At 68.8% G+C, this 21,411-nt stretch carries 20 protein-coding genes; 5 read left to right on the top strand and 15 right to left on the bottom strand.

Annotated elements, in window-relative coordinates; all coding sequences use genetic code 11:
• Window position 1: 1 nt before the first annotated feature.
• Together AAFO60_RS12570 and AAFO60_RS12565 are read right to left on the bottom strand one after the other, a co-directional pair.
• Window positions 2-868 (bottom strand): ABC transporter permease, encoded by an 867-nt coding sequence (locus tag AAFO60_RS12570; protein WP_347956543.1) that lies wholly within the window; start codon window positions 866-868, stop codon window positions 2-4.
• A gap of 1 nt (window position 869) precedes the next feature.
• Window positions 870-1,715, bottom strand: a complete 846-nt coding sequence (locus tag AAFO60_RS12565; protein ID WP_347956593.1) for an MlaE family ABC transporter permease — start codon at window positions 1,713-1,715, stop codon at window positions 870-872.
• A 289-nt stretch (window positions 1,716-2,004) separates the two neighbouring features.
• On the opposite strand from AAFO60_RS12565, the gene AAFO60_RS12560 reads away from it, so the two are divergent.
• The 3 genes from AAFO60_RS12560 to AAFO60_RS21000 are packed head-to-tail and all read left to right on the top strand — an operon-like array spanning window position 2,005 to window position 3,341.
• Window positions 2,005-2,451, top strand: coding sequence for a helix-turn-helix transcriptional regulator (locus AAFO60_RS12560; protein ID WP_347956542.1), 447 nt, complete (start codon window positions 2,005-2,007; stop codon window positions 2,449-2,451).
• Between the two features lie 10 nt (window positions 2,452-2,461).
• On the top strand, window positions 2,462-2,869 hold the full coding sequence (locus tag AAFO60_RS12555) for a VOC family protein (protein ID WP_347956541.1): 408 nt from the start codon (window positions 2,462-2,464) through the stop codon (window positions 2,867-2,869).
• 43 nt (window positions 2,870-2,912) lie between these two features.
• Window positions 2,913-3,341 (top strand): hypothetical protein, encoded by a 429-nt coding sequence (locus AAFO60_RS21000; RefSeq protein ID WP_432211708.1) that lies wholly within the window; start codon window positions 2,913-2,915, stop codon window positions 3,339-3,341.
• Here AAFO60_RS21000 and ilvA read toward each other — a convergent pair.
• The 5 genes from ilvA to lspA form a co-directional block, all read right to left on the bottom strand.
• A complete protein-coding gene (gene ilvA / locus AAFO60_RS12550; protein WP_347956540.1) occupies window positions 3,338-4,720 on the bottom strand; it encodes a threonine ammonia-lyase IlvA in 1,383 nt (460 codons plus the stop codon). The genes AAFO60_RS21000 and ilvA overlap by 4 nt on opposite strands.
• The gene (locus AAFO60_RS12545; RefSeq protein WP_347956539.1) at window positions 4,677-4,958 is read right to left on the bottom strand and encodes a hypothetical protein; all 282 of its coding nucleotides are present in this window, start codon (window positions 4,956-4,958) and stop codon (window positions 4,677-4,679) included. Before AAFO60_RS12545 ends, ilvA begins: the two co-directional genes overlap by 44 nt.
• Before the next feature lie 61 nt (window positions 4,959-5,019).
• Window positions 5,020-8,559, bottom strand: a complete 3,540-nt coding sequence (gene dnaE, locus AAFO60_RS12540) for a DNA polymerase III subunit alpha (RefSeq protein WP_347956538.1) — start codon at window positions 8,557-8,559, stop codon at window positions 5,020-5,022.
• Window positions 8,560-8,668: 109 nt separating this feature from the next.
• Window positions 8,669-9,595, bottom strand: coding sequence for an RluA family pseudouridine synthase (locus AAFO60_RS12535; RefSeq protein WP_347956537.1), 927 nt, complete (start codon window positions 9,593-9,595; stop codon window positions 8,669-8,671).
• Window positions 9,588-10,193, bottom strand: coding sequence for a signal peptidase II (lspA, locus tag AAFO60_RS12530; protein WP_347956536.1), 606 nt, complete (start codon window positions 10,191-10,193; stop codon window positions 9,588-9,590). Before lspA ends, AAFO60_RS12535 begins: the two co-directional genes overlap by 8 nt.
• An 83-nt stretch (window positions 10,194-10,276) precedes the next feature.
• On the opposite strand from lspA, the gene AAFO60_RS12525 reads away from it, so the two are divergent.
• Window positions 10,277-11,260, top strand: a complete 984-nt coding sequence (locus AAFO60_RS12525) for a hypothetical protein (protein WP_347956535.1) — start codon at window positions 10,277-10,279, stop codon at window positions 11,258-11,260.
• Window positions 11,261-11,307: 47 nt separating this feature from the next.
• Here AAFO60_RS12525 and AAFO60_RS12520 read toward each other — a convergent pair whose 3' ends face one another.
• Window positions 11,308-11,886: a hypothetical protein gene (locus AAFO60_RS12520; protein ID WP_347956534.1), complete on the bottom strand. Its 579-nt coding sequence runs from the start codon at window positions 11,884-11,886 to the stop codon at window positions 11,308-11,310.
• 193 nt (window positions 11,887-12,079) lie between these two features.
• On the opposite strand from AAFO60_RS12520, the gene AAFO60_RS12515 reads away from it, so the two are divergent.
• Window positions 12,080-13,018: an asparaginase domain-containing protein gene (locus AAFO60_RS12515; RefSeq protein WP_347956533.1), complete on the top strand. Its 939-nt coding sequence runs from the start codon at window positions 12,080-12,082 to the stop codon at window positions 13,016-13,018.
• A gap of 61 nt (window positions 13,019-13,079) precedes the next feature.
• Here the strand turns inward: AAFO60_RS12515 and AAFO60_RS12510 are convergent, their stop codons facing one another.
• From AAFO60_RS12510 to AAFO60_RS12480, 7 genes are all read right to left on the bottom strand, one after another.
• Entirely contained in the window at window positions 13,080-14,423 is a 1,344-nt protein-coding gene (locus AAFO60_RS12510) for a DNA polymerase IV (RefSeq protein WP_432211711.1), read from the bottom strand.
• Window positions 14,424-14,454: 31 nt separating this feature from the next.
• Entirely contained in the window at window positions 14,455-14,640 is a 186-nt protein-coding gene (locus AAFO60_RS12505; protein WP_347956531.1) for a hypothetical protein, read from the bottom strand.
• A gap of 24 nt (window positions 14,641-14,664) precedes the next feature.
• Window positions 14,665-17,904, bottom strand: coding sequence for an isoleucine--tRNA ligase (gene ileS, locus AAFO60_RS12500; RefSeq protein WP_432211707.1), 3,240 nt, complete (start codon window positions 17,902-17,904; stop codon window positions 14,665-14,667).
• A gap of 269 nt (window positions 17,905-18,173) precedes the next feature.
• Window positions 18,174-19,031: a hypothetical protein gene (locus AAFO60_RS12495; protein WP_347956530.1), complete on the bottom strand. Its 858-nt coding sequence runs from the start codon at window positions 19,029-19,031 to the stop codon at window positions 18,174-18,176.
• A gap of 56 nt (window positions 19,032-19,087) precedes the next feature.
• Window positions 19,088-19,873 (bottom strand): DivIVA-like cell division protein Wag31, encoded by a 786-nt coding sequence (wag31, locus tag AAFO60_RS12490; protein ID WP_347956529.1) that lies wholly within the window; start codon window positions 19,871-19,873, stop codon window positions 19,088-19,090.
• Between the two features lie 329 nt (window positions 19,874-20,202).
• Window positions 20,203-20,502: a YggT family protein gene (locus AAFO60_RS12485; RefSeq protein ID WP_347956528.1), complete on the bottom strand. Its 300-nt coding sequence runs from the start codon at window positions 20,500-20,502 to the stop codon at window positions 20,203-20,205.
• 99 nt (window positions 20,503-20,601) lie between these two features.
• Window positions 20,602-21,399 (bottom strand): cell division protein SepF, encoded by a 798-nt coding sequence (locus tag AAFO60_RS12480; RefSeq protein ID WP_347956527.1) that lies wholly within the window; start codon window positions 21,397-21,399, stop codon window positions 20,602-20,604.
• Window positions 21,400-21,411: the final 12 nt, after the last annotated feature.

Below are 21,411 nucleotides of genomic sequence, written 5' to 3'. Positions count from 1 at the left end.
GCTATCCCGATATCTTGATGCCGGCGGAGGTGCCCCAGAAGACCAGGGTCAGGATCAGGTTCGCGAAGACGATCGTGATGATCGACAGCCGGATCGCGTGGCCGGCAGCGACTCCGACGCCCTCCGGGCCGCCCGAGGCGAAGTACCCGTAGTAGCACTGGATGAAGGTCGTCAGCAGCACGAACACGATCACCTTGAGGAACGAGAAGAAGACGTCTCGCGAGAGCATGAACTGGTCGAAGTAGTGCAGATAGGTGCCGGTCCCCTGCCCCGACTGCAACTGGAACATCACCTGGCAGGCGACGTAGTTGGCGGCCAGCGAGATCGCGTACAGCGGGATGATCGACAGTACGGCCGCGGCCATCCGAGTAGTCACCAGGTACGGCAGGGGCCGGATGGCGATCGATTCGAGGGCGTCGATCTCTTCGCTGATCCGCATCGACCCGAGCTGGGCGGTGAACCGGCAGCCCGACTGCGCGGTGAAGGCGGTCGCCGCCAGCAGCGGGGCGATCTCGCGGGTCGTCGCGAATGCGGACAGTCCGCCGGTGATCGGCGACATGCCCAGCAGGTTCAGCGCCGTGTAGCCCTCGATGCCGACGGTCGCACCGCCCATCACGCCGAGGATGATCATCACGCCGACGGTGCCGCCGCCGACGACGATGGCGCCGTTGCCCCACGCCACGTCGGACAGCAGTCGCCACACTTCCTTGCGGTAGTGGGTGAAGGTGATCGGTGCCAGACCGATCGATCGGACGAGGAAGGTGATCAGGTGCCCCATCGCGACGATCGCGTCGCGCGGGCCCTCCCAGAGCTTCTTGAGCCATTCCATCGGCCGCAGCAGCGGCGGCACATACCGGGAGGCGGTCATCTCACACCACCTTCGCGGGAACGACGAGGGCGAAGACCTGGGTCAGGACCACGTTGACGGTGAAGAGCAGGATCACCGAGTTCACGACCGCGGCGTTCACCGAGTTGGCCACGCCGGCCGGACCGCCGCTGGTCGACAGGCCGCGGTCGCAGGCCACGATCGCCACGATCGCCCCGAAGATCACCGCTTTGACCAGCGCGAAGAGCAGGTCGGGCACGCCGGCGAAGGACGCGAAGGTGCCGGTGTAGCTGCCGGGGGTGCCGCCTTGGAAGTACACGTTGAACAGATAGCCGGTGATGAAGCCGACGAAGCAGACGAAGCCGCAGAGCAGGAAGGAGACGACCATCGTCGCCAGCAGCCGCGGCGAGATCAGCCGCTGGATCGGGTTCACCCCCATCACGCGCATGGCGTCGATCTCTTCCCGGATGGTGCGCGAGCCGAGGTCGGCGGCGATCGCGGAGCCGACGGCGCCGGCCAGCAGCAGGGACGTCACCAGCGGTGCGCCCTGCCGGATCACGCCCAGCCCGGTCGCCGCACCCGAGAACGAGGTGGCACCGATCTGGCCGGCGATGTTCGACACCTGGATCGACACGATGACACCGATCGGAATCGCCACCAGCAGCGTCGGGAACACCGACGTCGACGACATGAACGCGCACTGGCGAACGAATTCCTTGAATGGGAACCGCCGCTTGACGATGTCCTCGATCAGAACTTTGAAGACCTCGACGAACATGGCCAGCTGACGACCGAAGGTCTCGAACGACTTCTTGATGTGCTCGTCGAACCATCTGCGCGCACCGTTGTCGGACCAGCGTCGCGCAGCAGTACGCGGCTCCGGCTCCACCGTGTCTGTGCTCACTCCCCTGCCTTCGCCTCTCCACCCACCTGGCGTCGGCGGCGGTCTCCGACTCACGTCGGTCCCCGCCGCTGCGGTCCATCGGGCCGCTCGGACGTAATATACACAGCAAATTCTTACGTGTGTGCGCGGCGCCACACATAACTTCACCTATGTAGGAAAGCCCCAGGAACGGGTCCGGATTGTGCGGTACAGAGTCGTTGGTCCCCAGCAAACCGGGGCCCTTCAGCACCCCCGGTCGAATGCGGCGAACTCGGACGAATGCGATGATGCAGTGGTGGGTTCACGCAACGACGACCGCGACCGTCGGACGGCCGCGCTGACCGCCATCCGCAGAGTGCGCGACCGAATCGACCGCGAGTACGACCGCCCTCTCGACGTCGAGGAACTCGCCCGCGGGGCCTACATGTCGGCGGGCCATCTGAGCCGCGAGTTCAAGCGCGTCTACGGCGAGTCGCCGTACTCGTATCTGATGACCCGGCGCGTGGAGCGGGCCATGACCCTCCTGCGACGGGGCGACATGTCGGTCACGGAGGTCTGCTTCGCCGTCGGCTCCTCGTCGCTCGGGACGTTCAGCACTCGCTTCACCGAGCTCGTCGGCGTGCCGCCGAGCGTGTATCAGCGCGGCGACGTCGACAAGTTGCACGGTGTTCCGCCCTGCCTGGCCAAGCAGGTCGCCAGACCGGTCAGGAATCAAGAAGCGCGGACCGGTCACACCACTTAGCGTGGAGCGCATGAACATTGAGATCAATTACGCCTTCCTCCCCCACACCGATGCCGAGGCGGCGCTCGGCTTCTATCGCGACGCGCTCGGTTTCGAGGTCCGCAAGGACGTCGGATACCAGGACATGCGCTGGCTCACCGTCGGCCCGGCCGGGCAGCCGGGCACCTCGATCGTGCTGCACCCGCCGGCCGTCGATCCCGGCATCACCGACGCCGAGCGCGAGACGATTCTGGACCTGATCGCCAAGGGTTCCTACGGCGCGCTCACCCTGTCGGCCGACGACCTCGACGCCGTGTTCGACACGCTCGTCGCCGCCGGTGCCGACGTCGTCCAGGAACCCACCGACCAGAACTACGGCGTGCGAGACTGCGCCTTCCGCGATCCCGCGGGAAATCTGATCCGGATCAACCAGAGGTGAGGCTCGGGCCGGGCGCAGACCGCGAATACGCGATCTGCGCCCGATGTCGGGGTCACCGGCTACGGTTCATCGCAATGGCCGAGCAAAGGAGCCCCGATGCGACCGACCGATACCTCGCAGCTCACCGCACCTGAGTTTTGAAGCCCGCCGCGACCCTCTCGCCGCCTACTCGCTTCTGCGGCCTGGGCGGAGGAATGCGATCCGATACCTCGGCCCCGCGTTCTTCACGAAGTTCCTGTACTTCGCCGGGGGTGGCGACCCGCATCATCGATCGTTGATCCTCGACTCCCGCGTTGCCTCGACACTGCGCACACATGGTTGGGACTCGTTGCGAGCCGGCGGCAACTGGCCTGCCGCGACGTACTCCCGCTACACCGAGCTGATCGCCAGATGGAGCAGCGAGCTGGGATGCCGTGGCGACGTGATCGAGATGTGGCTGTTCGATTCGCGGATCGCCGGAGCAGGACACTAGGTCAGGTAGCGGTACGCCGGCGTGCCGGGCTCCAGCCACTCGACGTCGAGCCGGGACCGGTTCATGCGGTCCTTGAGCCCGTCGATCCCGGTCCGGTCACCGAGTTCGATGCCGACGAGCGCGGCCCCGGTCTCCCGGTTGTTGCGCTTGACGTACTCGAACAGCGTGATGTCATCGTCCGGGCCGAGCACCTCGTCGAGGAAGCGGCGCAGCGCACCGGGCTCCTGCGGGAAGTCGACCAGAAAGTAGTGCTTGAGACCGCGGTGGACCAGCGACCGCTCGATGATCTCGCCGTACCGCGAGACGTCGTTGTTGCCGCCGGAGACCAGTGCGACCACATTGGCTCCCGCGGGAAAGTCGAGTTCCTGCACCGCGGTGACGGCGAGCGCGCCGGCCGGTTCGGCGATGACCCCTTCGTTCTGATAGAGCTCGAGCATCGTCGAACAGATCGCGCCCTCGCTGACCGTCATCACCGTGACGCTGCCGGGCGCGAAGTCGATGTCGGCCTTCGCGATCACCGGAACGTGCGGCTCGCCGGGAATCTCGTCGAACACCGGGTGCTCGACGACGCGCGCGCCCGCCGCGGCCATCACATCGTGGCCGAGACCGCCGACCCGTTTGACGGCGGCACCGTCGACGAAGGAGTCGACGGTCGCCAGGGTGTACGGCTCACCGTTCACCAGCGCCGCCGCCAGCGAGGCGGCGCCGTACGGCTCCACGCCGACGATCGCCACGTTCGGGCACGCGTCCCGCAGGTAGGTGACGATCCCCGCCATGCATCCGCCGCCGCCGACGGGCAGGATCACGACGTCGGGATCGACGCCCAACTGCTCGGCGATCTCCTTGCCGATGGTCCCCTGCCCCGACGCGGTGCGGGGGTCGTCGAAGGCGTGGATCCAGCTGGCGCCGGTGCGCACCACGTCGCTCTGCGCCGCCGACGCGGCCGCGTCGTAGGTGTCGCCGACGGCGATCAACTCGACGAAGTCCTTGCCGTGCCACAGGATGCGATCGCGCTTCTGCTTCGGCGTGGTGGTCGGGACGTAGATCCGCCCGGGCACCTTCATGGTGGCGCACGCGAACGCGACTCCCTGTGCGTGGTTGCCCGCGCTGGCCGCCACCACGCCGGCCGCCAGCTCCTCGGGGGTCAGCTGTGCCATCACGTTGTAGGCGCCGCGGATCTTGTACGAACGAACCGCTTGCAGATCCTCGCGCTTGAGGTGAATCCGCGCGCCCGTGTCCGCGCTGAGCCGGGGGCAGCGTTCCAGCGGGGTACGCCGCACCACGCCGTTCAGTCGGCGGGCCGCGTCCTCAATGCTCGCCGGAGTCAGACCGAGATCAGCGGCGGGGGCGGTTTTCGGCGATGAAGTCACGCCCTCCATCGTCCCACCGCACCGCGAGGAGACGGAAGCCGCCCCACCACACGGCCAGCACCACGACCGCGCTGACCCACATGGCGGCGACACCGGACGCGGTGATCGCAAAGGTCAGCACCGCCGCGAGCACGCCGGCGACGACGGCAGCCAGCTTGTTGACCGGCCACGGCACCCCGAACACCGGAACCGACGCGATCGAGCGCGGCGTTGCGGGTTCCGGAATCAGGTCGGTCAGCGTGGTCATGACTCCGATTGTAGCCGACCCGGCAGAAAAGTTTCGGCGACCCGAAACTCACCCCGTTCCGCTACGCCAGGCAGCCGGGACCCAGCAGCGCCTTCAAGTCGCCCATCAGCGCCGATGTGGGCGCCACCCGCAGCTCCTCGGTCAGCCGCAACTGCGTCTGCTTGCGTTCGCTGACCAGCGTCACGTGGACGTCGGACGTGCCGGGGTGACGGACGAGGATCTGCTTGAGTGCACTCACCCGGTCCGGCGTGCACACGCGCGCCGACAGGGTGAGGTTGAGCGGCTTGGTGGTGCCGACCGCCGACAGGTCCGGGACGGCGAGATCGTTGGCGCTGATCATCGTCGAGTCGTCACGCTTGTTGACGCGGGCACGCACCAGGACGATGTTGTCGGCGACCAGATCCATGCCGTACGCGACGTAGGCGCGGGGGAAGAAGTAGACCTCCACCCCGCCGACCATGTCCTCGATGGTCACCGCCGCCCACGGCTCGCCCTTCTTGTTGACCCGGCGGGTGACCGAGGAGATGATGCCGCCGATGGTGATCTGCGCGCCGTCGGCGACTCCGCCCTCCAGCAGCGAGGTGATGGAGGTGTCGGTCTGCGCAGCGAGCGCGTGCTCGACGCCGGCCAGCGGATGCCCCGAGACGTACAGGCCGAGCATGTCGCGCTCGAGTGCGAGCTTGTGCTTGGACTCCCACTCGTCCTCGGGCACCTTGACCGCGAAGACGTCGGTGGCGGCGTCGTCACCGCCGCCCGCGCCGCCGAACAGGTCGAACTGCCCGATGGCCTCGGCCTTCTTGGTCGACAGCACCGCGTCGATCGCATCGGCGTGCACCAGGAACAGGCCCTTGCGGTCGTGCCCGAGGGAGTCGAAGCCGCCGGCCTTGATGAGCGATTCGGTGACCTTCTTGCTGCAGGCGTGGACGTCGACCTTGCCGAGGTAGTCGGAGAAGCTGGTGTAGGCCCCCTTCTCCTCACGCGCGGCGATGATCGACGAGACGACGCCCGTGCCGACGTTGCGGATGGCGGCCAGACCGAAGCGGATGTCCTCGCCGACGGCGGCGAAGTCCGCACGCGAGGCGTTGACGTCGGGCGGCAGCACGGTGATGCCCATCTTGCGGCAGTCCGACAGGTAGATCGCGGCCTTGTCCTTGTCGTCGCCCACCGAGGTGAGCAGACCGGCCATGTACTCGGCCGGATAATTGGCCTTGAGGTAGGCGGTCCAGAACGAGACGAGACCGTAGCCGGCGGCGTGCGACTTGTTGAAGGCGTAACCGGCGAAGGGCAGGACCGTCTCCCACAGCGCGGTGATGGCCTCCTGGGAGAAGCCGTTGTTCCGCATGCCCTCGGCGAAGCCGTCGTAGGCCTCGTCGAGGATCTCCTTCTTCTTCTTGCCCATGGCGCGACGCAGCAGGTCGGCCTGCCCGAGGGAGTAGCCCGCCACCTTCTGAGCGATCTGCATGATCTGCTCCTGGTAGACGATCAGACCGAAGGTCTCCGAGAGGATCTCCTTGAGCGGCTCCTCCAACTCGGGGTGGATCGGCTTGATGTCCTGCAGGCCGTTCTTGCGTTTGGCGTAGTCGGTGTGCGCGTTGACGCCCATCGGACCGGGCCGGTACAGGGCCAGCACGGCGACGATGTCCTCGAAGCCGGTGGGCTGCATCATCTTCAGCAGCTCGCGCATGGCCGCACCATCGAGCTGGAAGACGCCGAGGGTGTCGCCGCGGGCCAGCAGCTCGTAGGTCTTGTCGTCTTCGAGTGGCAGCTTGTCGAGGTCGAGGTCGATGCCGCGGTTGGTCTTGATGTTCTCGATCGCATCACCGATGACGGTGAGGTTGCGCAGCCCGAGGAAGTCCATCTTCAGCAGGCCGATGGCCTCGCACGACGGGTAATCCCAGCCGGTGATGATGGCGCCGTCCTGAGCACGCTTCCACACCGGGATGGCGTCGGTCAGCGGCTCGCTCGACATGATCACCGCGCAGGCGTGCACGCCGGCGTTGCGGACCAGCCCCTCCAGCCCGAGGGCGGTGTCGTAGATCCGTTTGACGTCCGGGTCGGTCTCGATCAGCGTGCGGACCTCGGTGGCCTCCGAGTACCGCTCGTGCTTGGGATCGGTGATGCCCCAGACCGGGATGTCCTTGGCCATGATGGGTGGCGGCAGCGCCTTCGTGATCCGGTCGGCGATCGCGAAGCCCGGCTGCCCGAACTGCACGCGCGCCGAGTCCTTGATCGCCGCCTTGGTCTTGATGGTGCCGAAGGTGATGACCTGCGCCACCTTGTCGTGGCCCCACTTGTTGGACGCGTAGGTGATCATCTCGCCGCGACGACGGTCGTCGAAGTCGATGTCGATGTCGGGCATGGACACGCGTTCGGGATTCAGGAACCGCTCGAACAGCAGGCCGTGCGGGATCGGGTCGATGTTGGTGATGCCCAACGCCCACGCGACGAGCGAACCGGCCGCGCTGCCTCGGCCCGGCCCCACCCGGATGCCGACCTCGAGCGCGTGCGCGATCAGGTCGCCGACCACCAGGAAGTACGCCGGGAAACCCATCTGGTTGATGACGCGGAGCTCGTACTCGGCGCGCGAGACGTAGTCGGCGGGCGGCTGCCCGCCGTCGAAGCGGCGGTCGAGGCCGGCCATCACCTCTCGCTCCAGCCACGTCTCCTGCGTGTAGCCGTCGGGCACCGGGAAGATCGGCATCCGGTCGTGGTGGGCGAAGACCTCGGCGTACGACTGGACCCGCTCGCCGATCTCCAACGTCGAATCGCAGCCGCCGGGCACCACGTCGTCCCACAGCGCCCGCATCTCCTGCGCCGACTTGAGGTAGTAGCCGTCGCCGTCGAACTTGAATCGCGTCGGATCCGACAGCGTCTTACCGGTCTGCAGGCACAGCAGCGCCTCGTGCGCCTCGGCGTGATCGCGGGTCACGTAGTGGCAGTCGTTGGTGACCAGCGGCTTGATCCCGAGCTTGCGGCCGATGTCGAGCAGACCCGACCGGACCCGCTGCTCGATCTCCAGCCCGTGCTCCATCAGCTCGAGGTAGAAGTTCTCCTTGCCGAAGATCTCCTGCCAGCGGCCCGCCGCCTCCAGCGCCTCCGCCTCGTGTCCCAGCCGCAGGCGGGTCTGGACCTCGCCGGACGGGCAGCCGGTGGTCGCGATGATGCCCTCGGCGTGCTCGGCGATGATCTCGGCGTCCATTCGCGCCCACTTGCCCAGCTGGCCCTCGAGCGAGGCCAACGACGACAGCTTGAACAGGTTCCGCAACCCGGTCGCGTTCTCGGCGACCATCGTCATGTGCGTGTAGGCGCCCGAGCCCGACACGTCGTCGGACTTCTGATCGCGGGTGCCCCACAGCACGCGCTTGGTGTTGAACCGCGAATCGGGCGCGATGTACGCCTCGATCCCGATGATCGGCTTGATGTCGTGCTTGCGTGCGGTGTTGTAGAACTCGCTGGCGCCGAACATGTTGCCGTGGTCGGTCATGCCGATCGCGGTCATCTCCAACCGCTGCGCCTCGGCGAACAGCGGCGACATCTTCGCAGCACCGTCGAGCATCGAGAACTCGGTGTGATTGTGAAGATGAACGAACGACCCGGACACGCGGCGGCTCCCCTTTAGACGATCGGACCGGGATCAGGGACGTGCGGTGACGACGGCCGATCCCGGTTGAGACCACTCCACTGTAGAGAAGACCACCGACAGTCGTCGCTCACACCTCGCGCAGCACGTCGAGCGCGTGCTGCAGATCATCCGGGTACTCGGCGGTGAACTCGACGCGCCGACCGTCCGCCGGATGCGCGAAGGCGAGCATGCGGGCGTGCAGCCACTGTCGTTCCAGGCCCAACCGGGCCGCGAGCTTCGGATCGGCACCGTAAGTCGGGTCACCGCAGCACGGATGATGCATCGCCGAGAAGTGCACCCGGATCTGATGGGTGCGGCCGGTCTCCAGGTGCACGTCCAGCAACGAGGCCGCCGCGAACATCTCGACGGTGTCGTAGTGGGTCACCGACGGGCGTCCGTTGGCGGTGACGGCGAATCGCCAGTCCGCGCCCGGATGCCTGCCGATCGGAGCGTCGACGGTGCCCGACGAGGGGTCCAGATGCCCCTGCACCAGCGCGTGGTACCGCTTCTCCACCGTCCGCTGCTTGAACGCCCGCTTGAGGAGCGTGTACGCCCGCTCGGAGGCGGCCACCGCCATCACCCCCGAGGTCCCCGCATCGAGTCGGTGGACGATGCCCTGGCGCTCGTGGGCGCCCGAGGTCGAGATCCGGAAGCCCGCCGCCGCGAGCGCTCCGACCACCGTCGGTCCGGTCCAGCCGACCGACGGGTGCGCCGCGACGCCCGCGGGTTTGTCGACCACGATGATGTCCGAGTCGTGGTAGAGCACCTCCAGGTCTTCCACCGGCGTCGGCTCGACCGTCAGCGGGCGCTCCGGCTCGGGCAGCAGCACGTCGAGCCAGGCGCCGGCGGCCAACTTGTGCGACTTCCCGACCGCGACGCCGTCGACGGTGATGTCGCCGGCGTCGGCGAGGGTGGCCGCCACCGTCCGCGACACGCCGAGCAGCCGCGACACGCCGGCGTCGATCCGCATGCCGTGCAGGCCGTCCGGGACCGGCATCGCCCGTGAGTCACGCATCCTGGTCCTCTTCCTTGTCTGCGGCGTCGGTGTCGGCCGACGCGTGCGCACCGCGGCGGGCCGCCCAGCCGGTCCGCGTGCCGTCGTAGTCGTATCCCAGCAGTGTCAACGCCACCAGGAGCACCGCTCCGCACACCACCGCGGAGTCGGCCATGTTGAAGGTCGGCCACCAGCTGCCGACCTGAATGAAGTCGACGACGTGCCCGCGCAGCGGTCCGGGGTCGCGGAAGAGGCGGTCGGTCAGGTTCCCCAGCGCTCCCCCGAGCACCAGGCCGAGGCCGATGACCCAACCGAGCGAGCCCAGCCGTCGGGCGTAGCGGATGATCACCGCCACCACCGCGAGCGCGACGAAGGTCAGCACCCAGGTGTAACCGGTCGCCATCGAGAACGCGGCTCCGCTGTTGCGGACGAGCCGGAAGGTCAGCAGGTCGCCGATCACCGACACCGTCTCGCCCGGCTCCATCCGAGCCACGACGAGCACCTTGCTCAACACGTCGACGAGGTAGGCGAGGATCGCCACGGCGACCAGGATCGGGATCAGGGCGACCCCGTTGCGACCCTCCGGGGCTCCGGCGCGCGGCGCCGCGGGTTCGTTCATGCCTCCAATTGTCCACAACGGCGGTCGGACGTCACACCCCGCCTCTGGCGAACCGGTGGTCGCGCCACACTACGCTGGCTCGAGTGAGTGCCTTGTCCCGCAATCCCGATCACGCCCGCCCGCGCCCGCGGACGGTGGGCGCCGTGACCGCCGCCGCCATCGTCGCGGCGACCCTGACCGCCTGCTCGACGACCGACACCGCCGACGATTCGCCGTGCGCGCCGACGGCGGCCAGCAAGTCCGACGGCGCCCGATCGATCGCCATCCCCGACGCCGACGTCACCGTCGTCGACCCCGGGCAGGGCCCGGCGCAGGCGCTGACCTCGTCCCCGGCGGTCGACAGCCCCCAGCAGGTCACGCTGGAGACCTCGTCGCTGGAGACGTCGGTCGCACCGACCTCGCGCACCAGCGACACCAATCAGGTTCAGAAGACCGAGCAGCAGCTGGTCACCCCGCTCACCGCGCGGACCGTGTGCGACGACCCGGCGAGCCTCGAGTTCCGGATCGGCGCCCCCACCAGCAAGGACACCGAACTTCAGGGATTGCTCGGCGCACTCGACGGCACCACCGGCGGCATCTCGTACACGGCGGGGATGGCGCCCACCCGACTGCGGCTCAAGCCGACCGACGCGGCCGAGTCACCGGCCCGCAGCGCCCTCGAGCAGTCGCTGATCGGCGCTCTGGACTACGCGGTTCCGCTGCCCACCGTCCCGGTGGCCCCCGGCGCGGTGTGGCGGTCGGTGCGGACGGTCTCCGCCGCGGCGACCGTCACGCAGACCATGACGGTCACCCTGACCCGCCGCGACGGCGATGTGGCGACCCTCGACGTGACCGTCGACGAGGCGCCCGTCAACTCGGTCTTCGCGATTCCGGGCTCGCAGGCGACCCTGCACATCGCGCGCTATTCGATGGCCGGGTCGGGAACGGTCACCGTCGACCTGCGACGACTGCTCCCGACCGCGGGCACCTTGCGGGTCAAGGGCGCGCGCGAACTGGTCGGCGACGATCCGAACCGCCCGATCCTGCAGCAGAACGAATTCACCCTCACCTGGCGGAAGTCGCAGTGACCTCCACCCGGTGAGGGTGAATGCGGGGCTCTCGGCGCTCGGCCGGCCTACTTGCTCGTCGGCGCCGAGCTCTTGGCCTTGGTGCTCGCACCGGTGTCGACGCACAGCGGCGACTTGACGTCGGCCTGCTGCAGCAGCGGGCAGACGGTCTGCTTCGAGAGCTTCCAGCGGCCGTTGTCGAACACGATCGATGCGTCGATCTTGGTCGGCGGGTTGTTGGGCAGGGTCACCTCGACCTTGACCTTGGCACGGTTCGGGCCGTCCTTGAGGATCGGCTTCTTGATCTCGTAGGTGACGTCGGGGTTGTCCTTCTTCGCCTTCACCAGCTCGTTGAAGAGGTTCGGATCCACCTGGGATCCCTCCACCAGGTCGACCTTGTCGGCGGGCTTGATCTTGGGATCGAGTGCGGTCTGCAGCATGCCGTTGAGCGCTTCGACGCCGGGGACCTGGTTCTTGTTGGTCATCTCGGCCTCGGTCCCGGTCGCCGCGCTCGTCGTCGCGGAGGTCGCGGTCGCGCTCGCAGTCGGCACGGGCGGCAGGTCGGAGTTGCTGTTGCCACCGCACGCGGCAGTGGCGGCCAGGGCGCCGGCCAGCACGGCTCCGGTCACGAATTTGCGAATGTTCACCGAATTGTCCTCACAGTCGTCGGTTGTCGAGCAGGGCCGCGCGGGCCCGAACTCAAACCACTATGCCAAAGGTCCGGCGACGAGTGCAGGCGCCCCGGACCCGCACAGAGGTCTCTCAGGCTCGTCTCATCTGTCTCGTCCGCACCAGTGGACCTGCGCACATCATTCCGGCGGGGATGCGAGAATCGATCTCATGAGCACTCGTCAGGTCGTGATGATCACCACTGGCGGTACCGCCGCCTCCCGAACCACCGCCGACGGCGCGGTCCCGGTCCTCCACGCCGCAGACCTGCTGCCGACGACGGCCGCAGACGTCGATGTGACACCCGTGGAGCTGATGGCGAAGGACTCCTCGGCGATGAGCGTGCGCGATCAGTTCGCGATCGTCGCGGCGATCGCCGAGGCCCTCGCGGACCTCGCGGTGAGCGGGGTCGTCGTCACCCACGGCACCGACACGCTTGAGGAGACCGCCTACCTGGCCGACGTCTTCGCCGCCGATCCGCGACCGGTGGTCTTCACCGGGGCGCAGTTCCCCGCCGACCACGAACTCTCCGACGGCCCCGCCAACATCGCCGCGGCCGTCGCACTGGCCGCCGATCCCGACACCCGCGGGCGCGGCGTGCTCGTCGCCCTGGGCGGCCGGGTGCTCGGGGCGCGCGGCACGTTCAAGCTGTCGACCACCGACGTCGTGGCCTTCGACACCGTTCACCCCGACCTGCCCCGACCGTTGGTGGCCGACGTGCTCCCCGACGGCCACCCGGCCCGCGTCGACCTGCTCGCGCTGTACCCCGGAGTGTCGCCGGGCACGATCGCCGCCGCCGTCGCGCAGCGGGCCGCAGGCATCGTTCTCTCGGCGACCGGCTCGGGCAACACGCATCCGGACATCACCGCCGAGGTCAATCTCGCGGTGAAGCGGAACGTGGTGGTCGTCGTCTCGACTCGCGTTCCGTACGGTCCGGTGGAGCCGACCTACGGCGGTGGCGGCGGCGGTGTCGACCTGGCGCGCGCGGGTGCGTTGTTCTCTCCGTGGCTGCGTGCCCCGCAGGCGCGGATGGCGTTGATCGCCCTGCTGTCCTCGGGAGCCGACGCCGCACAGATCGACGCCTTCTTCCGCGCCTCGGCGCCGGCCTGATCGGCCCCTGCCCCGCTCGCCCCCACCCCGCTCGCCCCGCAGCCCGCTCGCCCCGTCTCCCTCAGTCGCCGAGTTCGGCATCGGTGAGCTCCCAGTCGAGGCTGTCGAGCGGGTCGGCGCGCGACAGCCCCGGTTCGGGCAGCCGGAAGGTGCGTGCGCGGCCGGGGCCGCTGGCGCGGGTCTCGAAGCGGACGGTGACGAAGCCGTGCCCGCCGCCCTGCACCCAGCCGTGACCGTGCTCGACGTGCACGACGTCGGTCCCCGTCGGCCAGTCCCGGACCGCCGCCGGTTCGTCGCCGTCGGGTCGCTCCTCGGGCACCGCGTCGGGCGGGGCGGCCGCCTCGGTCGCCGCCTCGCCCAGTCCGGGGAACAGTGACTCCTGGGCGGTGTCGGACAGGCCCGAGTAGCCCACCCCGACCAACCGGATGGGTCCCACCTGCAGCGGGTCCAGCGTCACGCGGTGCGCTGCCGCCGTCAACGCCTCGAGGTCGGCGGTCGCGGCCGACAGGGTGGTCGACCGGGTCAGAATCGACATGTCCGACCGCCGCAGCTTGACGACCACCGTCCGGGCGCTGCGACCGTCGGCGACGAGTCTGCGGTGAGCGTCGGAGGCCGCGCCGGCGACCGCCGCCCGCAGGTGCGGAAGGTCGACGATGTCGACGGCGAAGGTCGATTCGGCGCTGATCTGCTTGGCTTCGGCGCGCTCGGCGACCGGACGGTCGTCGATGCCCTGCGCGAGCCGGTGCAGCGACGGGCCGACGGTCGCGCCGAGCACCGACACCACTTCGGCCTCCGACAGCGCGGCCAGCTGCCCGATGGTCTCGACGCCGAGGCGCGCCAGCCGGTCGCCGGTCACCGGTCCGACGCCCCACAGGCGTCGCACCGGCAGGGCCTGCAGGAAGTCGATCTCCATCGACGGCGGAATCACTTTGACGCCATCGGGTTTGGCCAGCCCGGAGGCGATCTTCGCGATCTGCTTGCCCGACCCGAAGCCGACGGAGGCGGGCAGCCCGGTCTGCTCGCGGATCGCCGCCCGCAGACGCTGCGCGAACGCCGCTGCATCGCCGACCGCGGCGCCCGCCAGCTCCCGCGGTTCACCGAAGGCCTCGTCGAACGACAGGGTCTCGATCACCGGGACGAAGCCGCGCAGGATCGCGAACACCCGCGCGCTGACCACCCGGTACACCGCGCCGCGCGGCGGCACGACGACGGCCCCGCCGCCGACGAGCCGGCGCGCCTGGTGCATCGGCATCGCCGACCGCGCGCCGTAGACCCGGGACTCGTAGCTGGCCCCGGCGACGACCCCGCGTCGGCCCGCCCCGCCCACCAGCACCGGACGGCCAGCGAGCGTCGGTCGGGTGAGCTGCTCGACGGACGCGAAGAAGGCGTCCATGTCGATGTGCATCACCCAGCGCTGACTGCGTTCGGCGTCGGCGTCAGTCACGTCGTGCGCGGCACAGGGCCAGGACCCGGGGATCGCTGCTGGTGAACCGATCCACCTCCTCGCCGGCATCGCACCTCAGGAGCGCGATGGTCGCCGAGTCCGGACGAAGGGCGACGACCTCCCACTGCGCACCGTTGTCCTCCCAGCGCTGAAGTCGTTCCAGGTCGTCGCCGCTCATGTCCGCAGTCTATCGCCGGCGGCGTCAGGCCTTCGCGATGTCGACGCTCACCCCGTGGCTGAGCTCGATCGCCGCAGGCTCCCCGGTGACGACCTCGAAACCGGTCGCCAGCACCTCGCCGGCGATCAGCCCGGCGTGGGTCTGTGCGGTCTGCACGCAGTCGTCCGGGACCACCATCCGCACCGAGATGCGGTCGGAGATGTCCAGGCCCAGGTTGCGGCGGGCGTCCTGCAACTCGCGGACCCGGTCCTTCGCCCAGCCCTCGGCCTCCAGTTCCGGGGTGACCGTGACATCGAGGACCACCAGGCCGGCGCCACCGGGCATCTCGGCGGTCGAGTCGGGGGCCACCGCGACGAGCTTGCGGGAGAACTCCTCCCCCTTCAGCTCGATGCCGTCGGCGACCACCGTCTGCTCGCCGCTGTCGGCGTCGACGCCGAACGACCAGGCGCCCGACTTGACGGCCTTGATGGCGCGCTGGACGTCCTTGCCGATGCGCGGACCGGCGGCCCGCGCGTTGACGGCGACCTCCACGCGGCCCACCGAGTCGACGTCCTCGGACAAGATGACGTCCTTGACGTTCATCTCGTCTGCGATCAGGTCGGTGTACGGCGCCAGCTGCGCAGCGCTCGGCGAGGCGACCGTCAGTGCGGGCAGCGGCAGCCGCACGCGCAGCTTGTTGGCCTTCCGGACGCTCGAGGCGGCCGAGCAGACGGCCTGGACCTGGTCCATCGCCGCGACCAGGTCCTCGTCGGAGGTCACTTCCTCGGCGGTCGGCCAGTCGGTCAGATGCACCGAGCGGCCGCCGGTCAGGCCGCGCCACATCGCCTCGGTCGCCAGCGGCAGCAGCGGCGCCGCCAGTCGCCCGGCGACCTCGAGCACGGTGTACAGGGTGTCGAAGGCGTCGGGCTCGGCGTCCTGACCGGCCCAGAAGCGGGCGCGCGAGCGACGCACGTACCAGTTGGTCAGCGACTCGCAGAACTCACGGAACGACTCGCACGCGCCAGCGATGTCGTACACGTCGAGCGCCTCGGTCATCTCGTCGCGGGTGACCGCCAGCTTCGCCAGGATGTACCGGTCGAGCACACTCGGCGAGTCGGTGCGCCAGGTCGCCGGACGGTCGGCGTACAGCTGCAGGAAGCTGTACGCGTTCCACATCGGCAGCAGGGCCTGGCGGACGCCCTCGCGGATGCCGCGTTCGGTGACGATCAGGTTGCCGCCGCGCAGGATCGGGCTGGCCATCAGGAACCAGCGCATCGCGTCGGAGCCGTCGCGGTCGAAGACCTCGTTGACGTCCGGGTAGTTCCGCTTGGACTTGCTCATCTTGGCGCCGTCGTCGCCGAGGACGATGCCGTGTGCGGCGACCGTCTTGAAGGCAGGGCGGTCGAACAGGGCCGTCGCCAGCACGTGCAGGTTGTAGAACCAACCGCGGGTCTGCCCGTTGTACTCGACGATGAAGTCGCCGGGGTTGCGGGCGGGCTCGCCGGTCGCCGGGTCGCCGTCGAACCACGCGGTGTTCTCGAACGGGTAGTGGACCTGCGCGTACGGCATCGAACCGGACTCGAACCAGCAGTCCAGCACCTCGGGGACGCGGCGCATCGTCGACCGGCCGGTCGGGTCGTCCGGGTTCGGCCGCGTCAGCTCGTCGATGTGCGGGCGATGCAGATTGTCGGGCCGGACACCGAAGTCCCGCTCCAACTCGTCGAGGCTGCCGTAGACGTCCACGCGCGGGTGCTCGGGGTCGTCGGAGACCCACACCGGGATCGGCGCACCCCAGTATCGGTTGCGGCTGATGTTCCAATCCTTGGCGCCGGCCAGCCACTTGCCGAACTGGCCGTCGCGGATGTGCGACGGCGACCAGGTGATCTCCTGGTTGAGTTCGAGCATGCGGTCCTTGATCTTCGTGACGGCGACGAACCACGAGGGCACCGCCATGTAGATCAGCGGCTGACCCGACCGCCACGAGTGCGGGTACGAGTGCTCGATCGTCTCGTGCCGGAGGATCCGACCGGCGGCCTTCAGGTCCTTGATGATGTTGGGGTTGGCGTCGAAGACCATCTGTCCGACGTACGGCGGAACGAGCTCGGTGAAGCGGCCGCCCGGATCCAGCGGCTGCACCACCTCGATGCCGTTGGCGGTCGCGACGTCCATGTCCTCCTCACCGAAGGCGGGCGCCAGGTGCACGACGCCGGTGCCGCTGTCGGTGGTGACGTAATCGGCCAGCAGCACGCGGTGCGCATTGGGGTGGCCGAGGAAGAAGTCGAAGGGCGGACGGTAGCTCAGCCCGGCGAGCTCCTCGCCGGTGTAGGTGCCGACGGTCTCGGCCTCGCCGAGCTCCTTGGCGTAGCCGCCGGCCAATGCGGTGGCCAGCAGGTACTCGGTGCCGTCGGCCGCGCGCACGTGCGAGTACTCGGTACCCGGGTGCACGGCGATCGCGAGGTTCGACGGCAGGGTCCACGGCGTCGTGGTCCAGATGAGCGCGTTCACACCGTCGAGCGCACTCAGGTCGCGCCCCGATCCGGCGGAGGCGCCGGCGGGCACCGTCAGCGGCATGGTCACCGTGACGGCGGGGTCCTGCCGCATCCGGTAGGCGTCGTCGAGCTTGGACTCCTGATTGCTGAGCGGGGTCTGCTCGTACCACGAGTACGGCAGCACGCGGTAGCCCTGGTACACCAGCCCCTTGTCGTGCAGGCGCTTGAACGCCCACATCACCGACTCCATGAAGTCCAGGTCGAGCGTCTTGTAGTCGTTGTCGAAGTCGACCCACCGCGCCTGGCGCGTCACGTAGTCGCGCCATTCGCCGGTGTAGCGCAGGACCGAGTCGCGGCAGTACTCGTTGAACTTGTCGACGCCCATCTTCTCGATCTCCGACTTGTCGGTGATCCCGAGTTGGCGTTCGGCCTCCAGTTCGGCGGGCAGCCCGTGCGTGTCCCAGCCGAACCGTCGCTCGACCTTCTTCCCGCGCATCGTCTGGTACCGCGGGACGACGTCCTTGACGTAGCCGGTGAGCAGGTGGCCGTAGTGCGGTAGGCCGTTGGCGAAGGGCGGGCCGTCGTAGAAGATGAACTCCGGGGCGCCCTCGCGGTTCGCGATCGACGCCCGGAAGGTGTCGTCGTCGTCCCAGTACTGCAGGACGGTCTCCTCGACCTTCGGGAACGACGGCGCTCCTGCCCCGGTCCCGTCCGTCAGGTCGACGATCGGGTAGGCGTGCGCCCGCCCGGTCTGATCGAGATCCGCCTGATCGAAATCTCCGTTGTGCTCGCTCACGCACCGCTCCTCGTGCCTCATGCTCGCCGACCGACGTCGGCCCTGTCCGGCACGGGGACGCTCGACCGGCTGCCCGAGCAGCCTGGTCACGCGCGGTACCACCCCGCTTGCACACCGATGCGGCGTGCCTCTCATCATCGCGGCTGTGTCGGGCCGCACCCGCCCGGCTCTACTGGGACCCGCTGGGTCTGTTCTTCCGGGAGCTCACCGGTGATTGCCGGATCATCGCTGCGTTCCTTGGATTCTACTGCACGCGACGGGCGACCCCGTCAGCGGCGCGGCTCCCCGTCGCCCGCCTCGCCCCGGTGCTGTTCTGCATCGCCCCGGTGCTGTCGGCCGGTTCCCGCGGTGTCCTCCCACACGAACTGCATCGCGGGCAGGTCCGGGTCGGACGAGCGGACGACGATGTTCTCCGTCGGGTCGCCGTCGAGCCTGCGGCGGCCGACGTAGTCAGACGGCGGCACCGGGTCAGACGGCGGTACCGGGTCAGACGGCGGTACCGGGTCAGACGATGGTGCCGGGTCAGACGGTGATGCCGGGGGTTGCGGATCGGTGTACTGCTGCCCGGGATACGGCTGAGGCGTGTATTGCTGACCGGTTTGCTGCGGATCGATGTGCGGCGGAGCCGGCACGGGCGGGGGCGGATTGTGCGCCGGTGCCGGCGGCGCTGGGCGCTGCGCCGGGAACGAACCGGTCGATCGCAGATAGTCGTTGACGTCACCGCCCGCCGGCGCTGTAGTCGGCGGCGGGGTCGGGTTCGGCGGCGGATCCGCCGGCGCAGACACGACCGAACCCAGCCCGATGGTCGTCTCCAGATCGTCGCGGTAGCCCGAGGGGCCGTCGTCCGGCTGCGCGTCGTCGGCGCGGTCCTGCGACTCCACCGGCGGCTCGACGTCGAGCGGTTCCTCACGGGCTGCCGATTCGCGGCCGCGAATGGTGAACAGCGGCTCGGCGTCGGACCCGTCGGCACCGCGCCGGTTGGCGCGCAGCGTGTCGATCACGAGCAGAATCAGCCCGATCACGCACACCACGACGCACGCGATGGCCAGGATCAGATTGCTGGTCACCAGCGCGACCACGAGCAGACCGAAACCGACGAGGGTGGCCGCCAGCGCGATAGTCAGCATGTCACCCCCGTCGGTTCGGAGAACGATTCCGTATTCACGAAGTCAGATTCTTGGTCTCAGCCCTGCGGGTAGCCGCCCTCGGGCGCGTAGCCGCTCGCCTGGCCGTTCTCGACCGGAGCTGCGCTGCCGCGCTGCTGCAACTCCTCGAGCTGCGACTCGAGGTAGGTCTTCAGACGGGTGCGGTATTCGCGCTCGAACGTCTTGAGCTGCTCGATCCGACCTTCCAGCACCGTGCGCTGCTGGTTGATGGTCGTCATGATCTCGGTGTGCTTCTGCTCGGCGTCGCGCTGCAGGAAGTCGGCGCGTTCCTGCGCCTGGCGCACCTGCGTCTCAGCGCGCGTCTGCGCGTCGGCAAGCAGGGCCTCACTGCGCTGACGGGCGTCGGCGAGCGTCGCATCGGCGTTCGCCTGGGCGTCCGTGACCATCGCTTCGGAGCGCTGACGGGCGTCGGACATCAGGCCCTCGGCCTCGCTGCGCGCGCTGCCGGTGACCCGGTCGGCCGTGTCCTGGGCCAGCGCGAGCACGCGAGCCGCACGCATGCTGGCCTCTTCGTCGGTCGCGGCGGGTGCGGCCGGCGCCACGGGGGCGGGTTCGGGTGCCGGCTCGGGAACCGCGGTGAAGGCCTGGGTGCGGCCTTCCGGCGCTCCGGATCGGGCCTCGCCGAGTTCGGTCTCGAGTTCGCCGACGCGCTGCTTCAGGTCTGCGTTCTCATCGATCAGACGCGCGAGTTCAGCCTCGACGAAGTCGAGGAACTGGTCGACCTCGTCCTCGTTGTAACCGCGCTTACCGATCGGCGGTTTGCTGAACGCGACGTTATGCACATCAGCTGGTGTGAGCCGCATTTTCGCCTCTCCCCTTGGTGATCTTGTACGTGACGGTTGTGCACGTCATCTTCAGGCGCGGTCCGACCGGAACCCGCATCCGCCCCAGCGGGCACGAACACGTCCCAAATCTTGATCGCGTTTCTATTAATACCAGTACCACTGCGTAACTAGCGTGTCATCTCGTCACACGGGGACCAAGGCGTGTTGCCTCCCCGCGTCCTGTTCGCAATCAAATCTAGGCCGACCGGAAGTCCGCTCGCCGATGACGGAAACGACACGGTGACACCCCGATCCGCCCGCCCGAACCGTTCGACCTGGGACTATGGCGCAGCTCACATCTAGGTGATTCACATGGTGTTCATCGCGAACCCGAGAACGACGCGCATCGCGATCGACAGGACGATCAACACGATCAGCAGGGACAGATCCAGCCGCACCGGCCCCAGCGGCAGCGGCGGAATGAGGCGACGCAGGAGTTTGACCGGCGGATCGGTGACGGTGAAGACCACCTCGATCACCACGACGGCGGGGCCGGACGGGTGCCAGCGGCGCGCGAACGACTGCACCATCTCCACCACGAAGCGACCCAGCATCAGCAGGACGTAGCAGAACAGCACGAAGTACAGGATCCAAAGGAAGGTGCTCACCCCTCAAGGGTGCCTGACGCGCCGCAAACGCGCCGCGCCGCCCCGGAGATCCGGGACGGCGCGGGAACGACCCAACGGTCGCGACGATGGACGACGGCGTCAGGGCTGACTGTAGAAGCCGCTCTCGGCGATCCGCCTGCGCTCTTCCGGCGTCACGTCGACGCCGGCCGGCGACAGCAGGAAGACCTTGGTGGCGACCTTGTCGAACGATCCCCGCAGGGCGAAGACCAGTCCGGCGGCGAAGTCGACCAGGCGCTTGGCCTCGTCGTTGCTCATGTCGGCCAGGTCCATGATGACCGGGCTGCCGCCGCGGAACCGCTCACCGATCGTGCGGGCCTCCGAGTAGTCGCTCGGCCGCAGCGTCGAGATCTTCTTCATGGCATTCTCCGACAGCGGTTCGAGGTCGACCTGAGGTTCGAGTGCGACGGCGTTGGCGCCGCGGACGGCGACGTTCGACGACCGGTTCAGCGGCTCGAGACGACGCACCGACTCGGCGTCGGGTGCACGTCGGCTTCCGACGTACGGCCGGTCGCGCTCGGCGTGGGCGGCGTACCCGCGATCGTCGCCGGCCCGCGCGAACTCCGGCTCGCGGTAGGCCGCCTCGCGGTACCGGGGCGACGCTTCGGCGCGCACGCGCTGCTCGGGTTCGCCGTAGGGCTCGCGGTACTCGGACTCGCGGTCACGGTAGTCGCGGTCACGGTAGGAGTCGTCGCCGGCGTAGAAGGCCTCGCCGCGATACCCCTCCTCGCGCGTCCCGTTGCTGCGGTACTTGTCCATGTAGGCCCGTTCCCGTGCAGACATGCCCTGCGGCTCGTCGGGGTCGGCGAGGTAGTCGTCATCGAACTCGCTCGGAGGCACCATGCCGAAATATGCCTTGAACTTCTGCATCGTCGTCATTACGTGCCTTCC

The sequence above is a fragment of the Gordonia aichiensis genome (assembly GCF_039946255.1).
In the GTDB taxonomy this organism is placed as follows: Bacteria; Actinomycetota; Actinomycetes; order Mycobacteriales; family Mycobacteriaceae; genus Gordonia; species Gordonia aichiensis_A.
This window is presented reverse-complemented; position numbering and strand designations above follow the sequence as displayed.

Bases quoted from the DNA above. Each gene is read 5' to 3' on its own strand.
- AAFO60_RS12570 (WP_347956543.1), bottom strand. From the start codon at position 868: ATGACCGCCTCCCGGTATGTGCCGCCGCTGCTGCGGCCGATGGAATGG.
- AAFO60_RS12555 (WP_347956541.1), top strand. From the start codon at position 2,462: ATGAACATTGAGATCAATTACGCCTTCCTCCCCCACACCGATGCCGAG.
- AAFO60_RS21000 (WP_432211708.1), top strand. From the start codon at position 2,913: ATGTCGGGGTCACCGGCTACGGTTCATCGCAATGGCCGAGCAAAGGAG.
- ilvA (WP_347956540.1), bottom strand. From the start codon at position 4,720: ATGGAGGGCGTGACTTCATCGCCGAAAACCGCCCCCGCCGCTGATCTC.
- AAFO60_RS12545 (WP_347956539.1), bottom strand. From the start codon at position 4,958: ATGACCACGCTGACCGACCTGATTCCGGAACCCGCAACGCCGCGCTCG.
- AAFO60_RS12535 (WP_347956537.1), bottom strand. From the start codon at position 9,595: ATGCGTGACTCACGGGCGATGCCGGTCCCGGACGGCCTGCACGGCATG.
- lspA (WP_347956536.1), bottom strand. From the start codon at position 10,193: ATGAACGAACCCGCGGCGCCGCGCGCCGGAGCCCCGGAGGGTCGCAAC.
- AAFO60_RS12515 (WP_347956533.1), top strand. From the start codon at position 12,080: ATGAGCACTCGTCAGGTCGTGATGATCACCACTGGCGGTACCGCCGCC.
- AAFO60_RS12510 (WP_432211711.1), bottom strand. From the start codon at position 14,423: ATGCACATCGACATGGACGCCTTCTTCGCGTCCGTCGAGCAGCTCACC.
- AAFO60_RS12505 (WP_347956531.1), bottom strand. From the start codon at position 14,640: ATGAGCGGCGACGACCTGGAACGACTTCAGCGCTGGGAGGACAACGGT.
- AAFO60_RS12495 (WP_347956530.1), bottom strand. From the start codon at position 19,031: ATGCTGACTATCGCGCTGGCGGCCACCCTCGTCGGTTTCGGTCTGCTC.
- wag31 (WP_347956529.1), bottom strand. From the start codon at position 19,873: ATGCGGCTCACACCAGCTGATGTGCATAACGTCGCGTTCAGCAAACCG.
- AAFO60_RS12480 (WP_347956527.1), bottom strand. From the start codon at position 21,399: ATGACGACGATGCAGAAGTTCAAGGCATATTTCGGCATGGTGCCTCCG.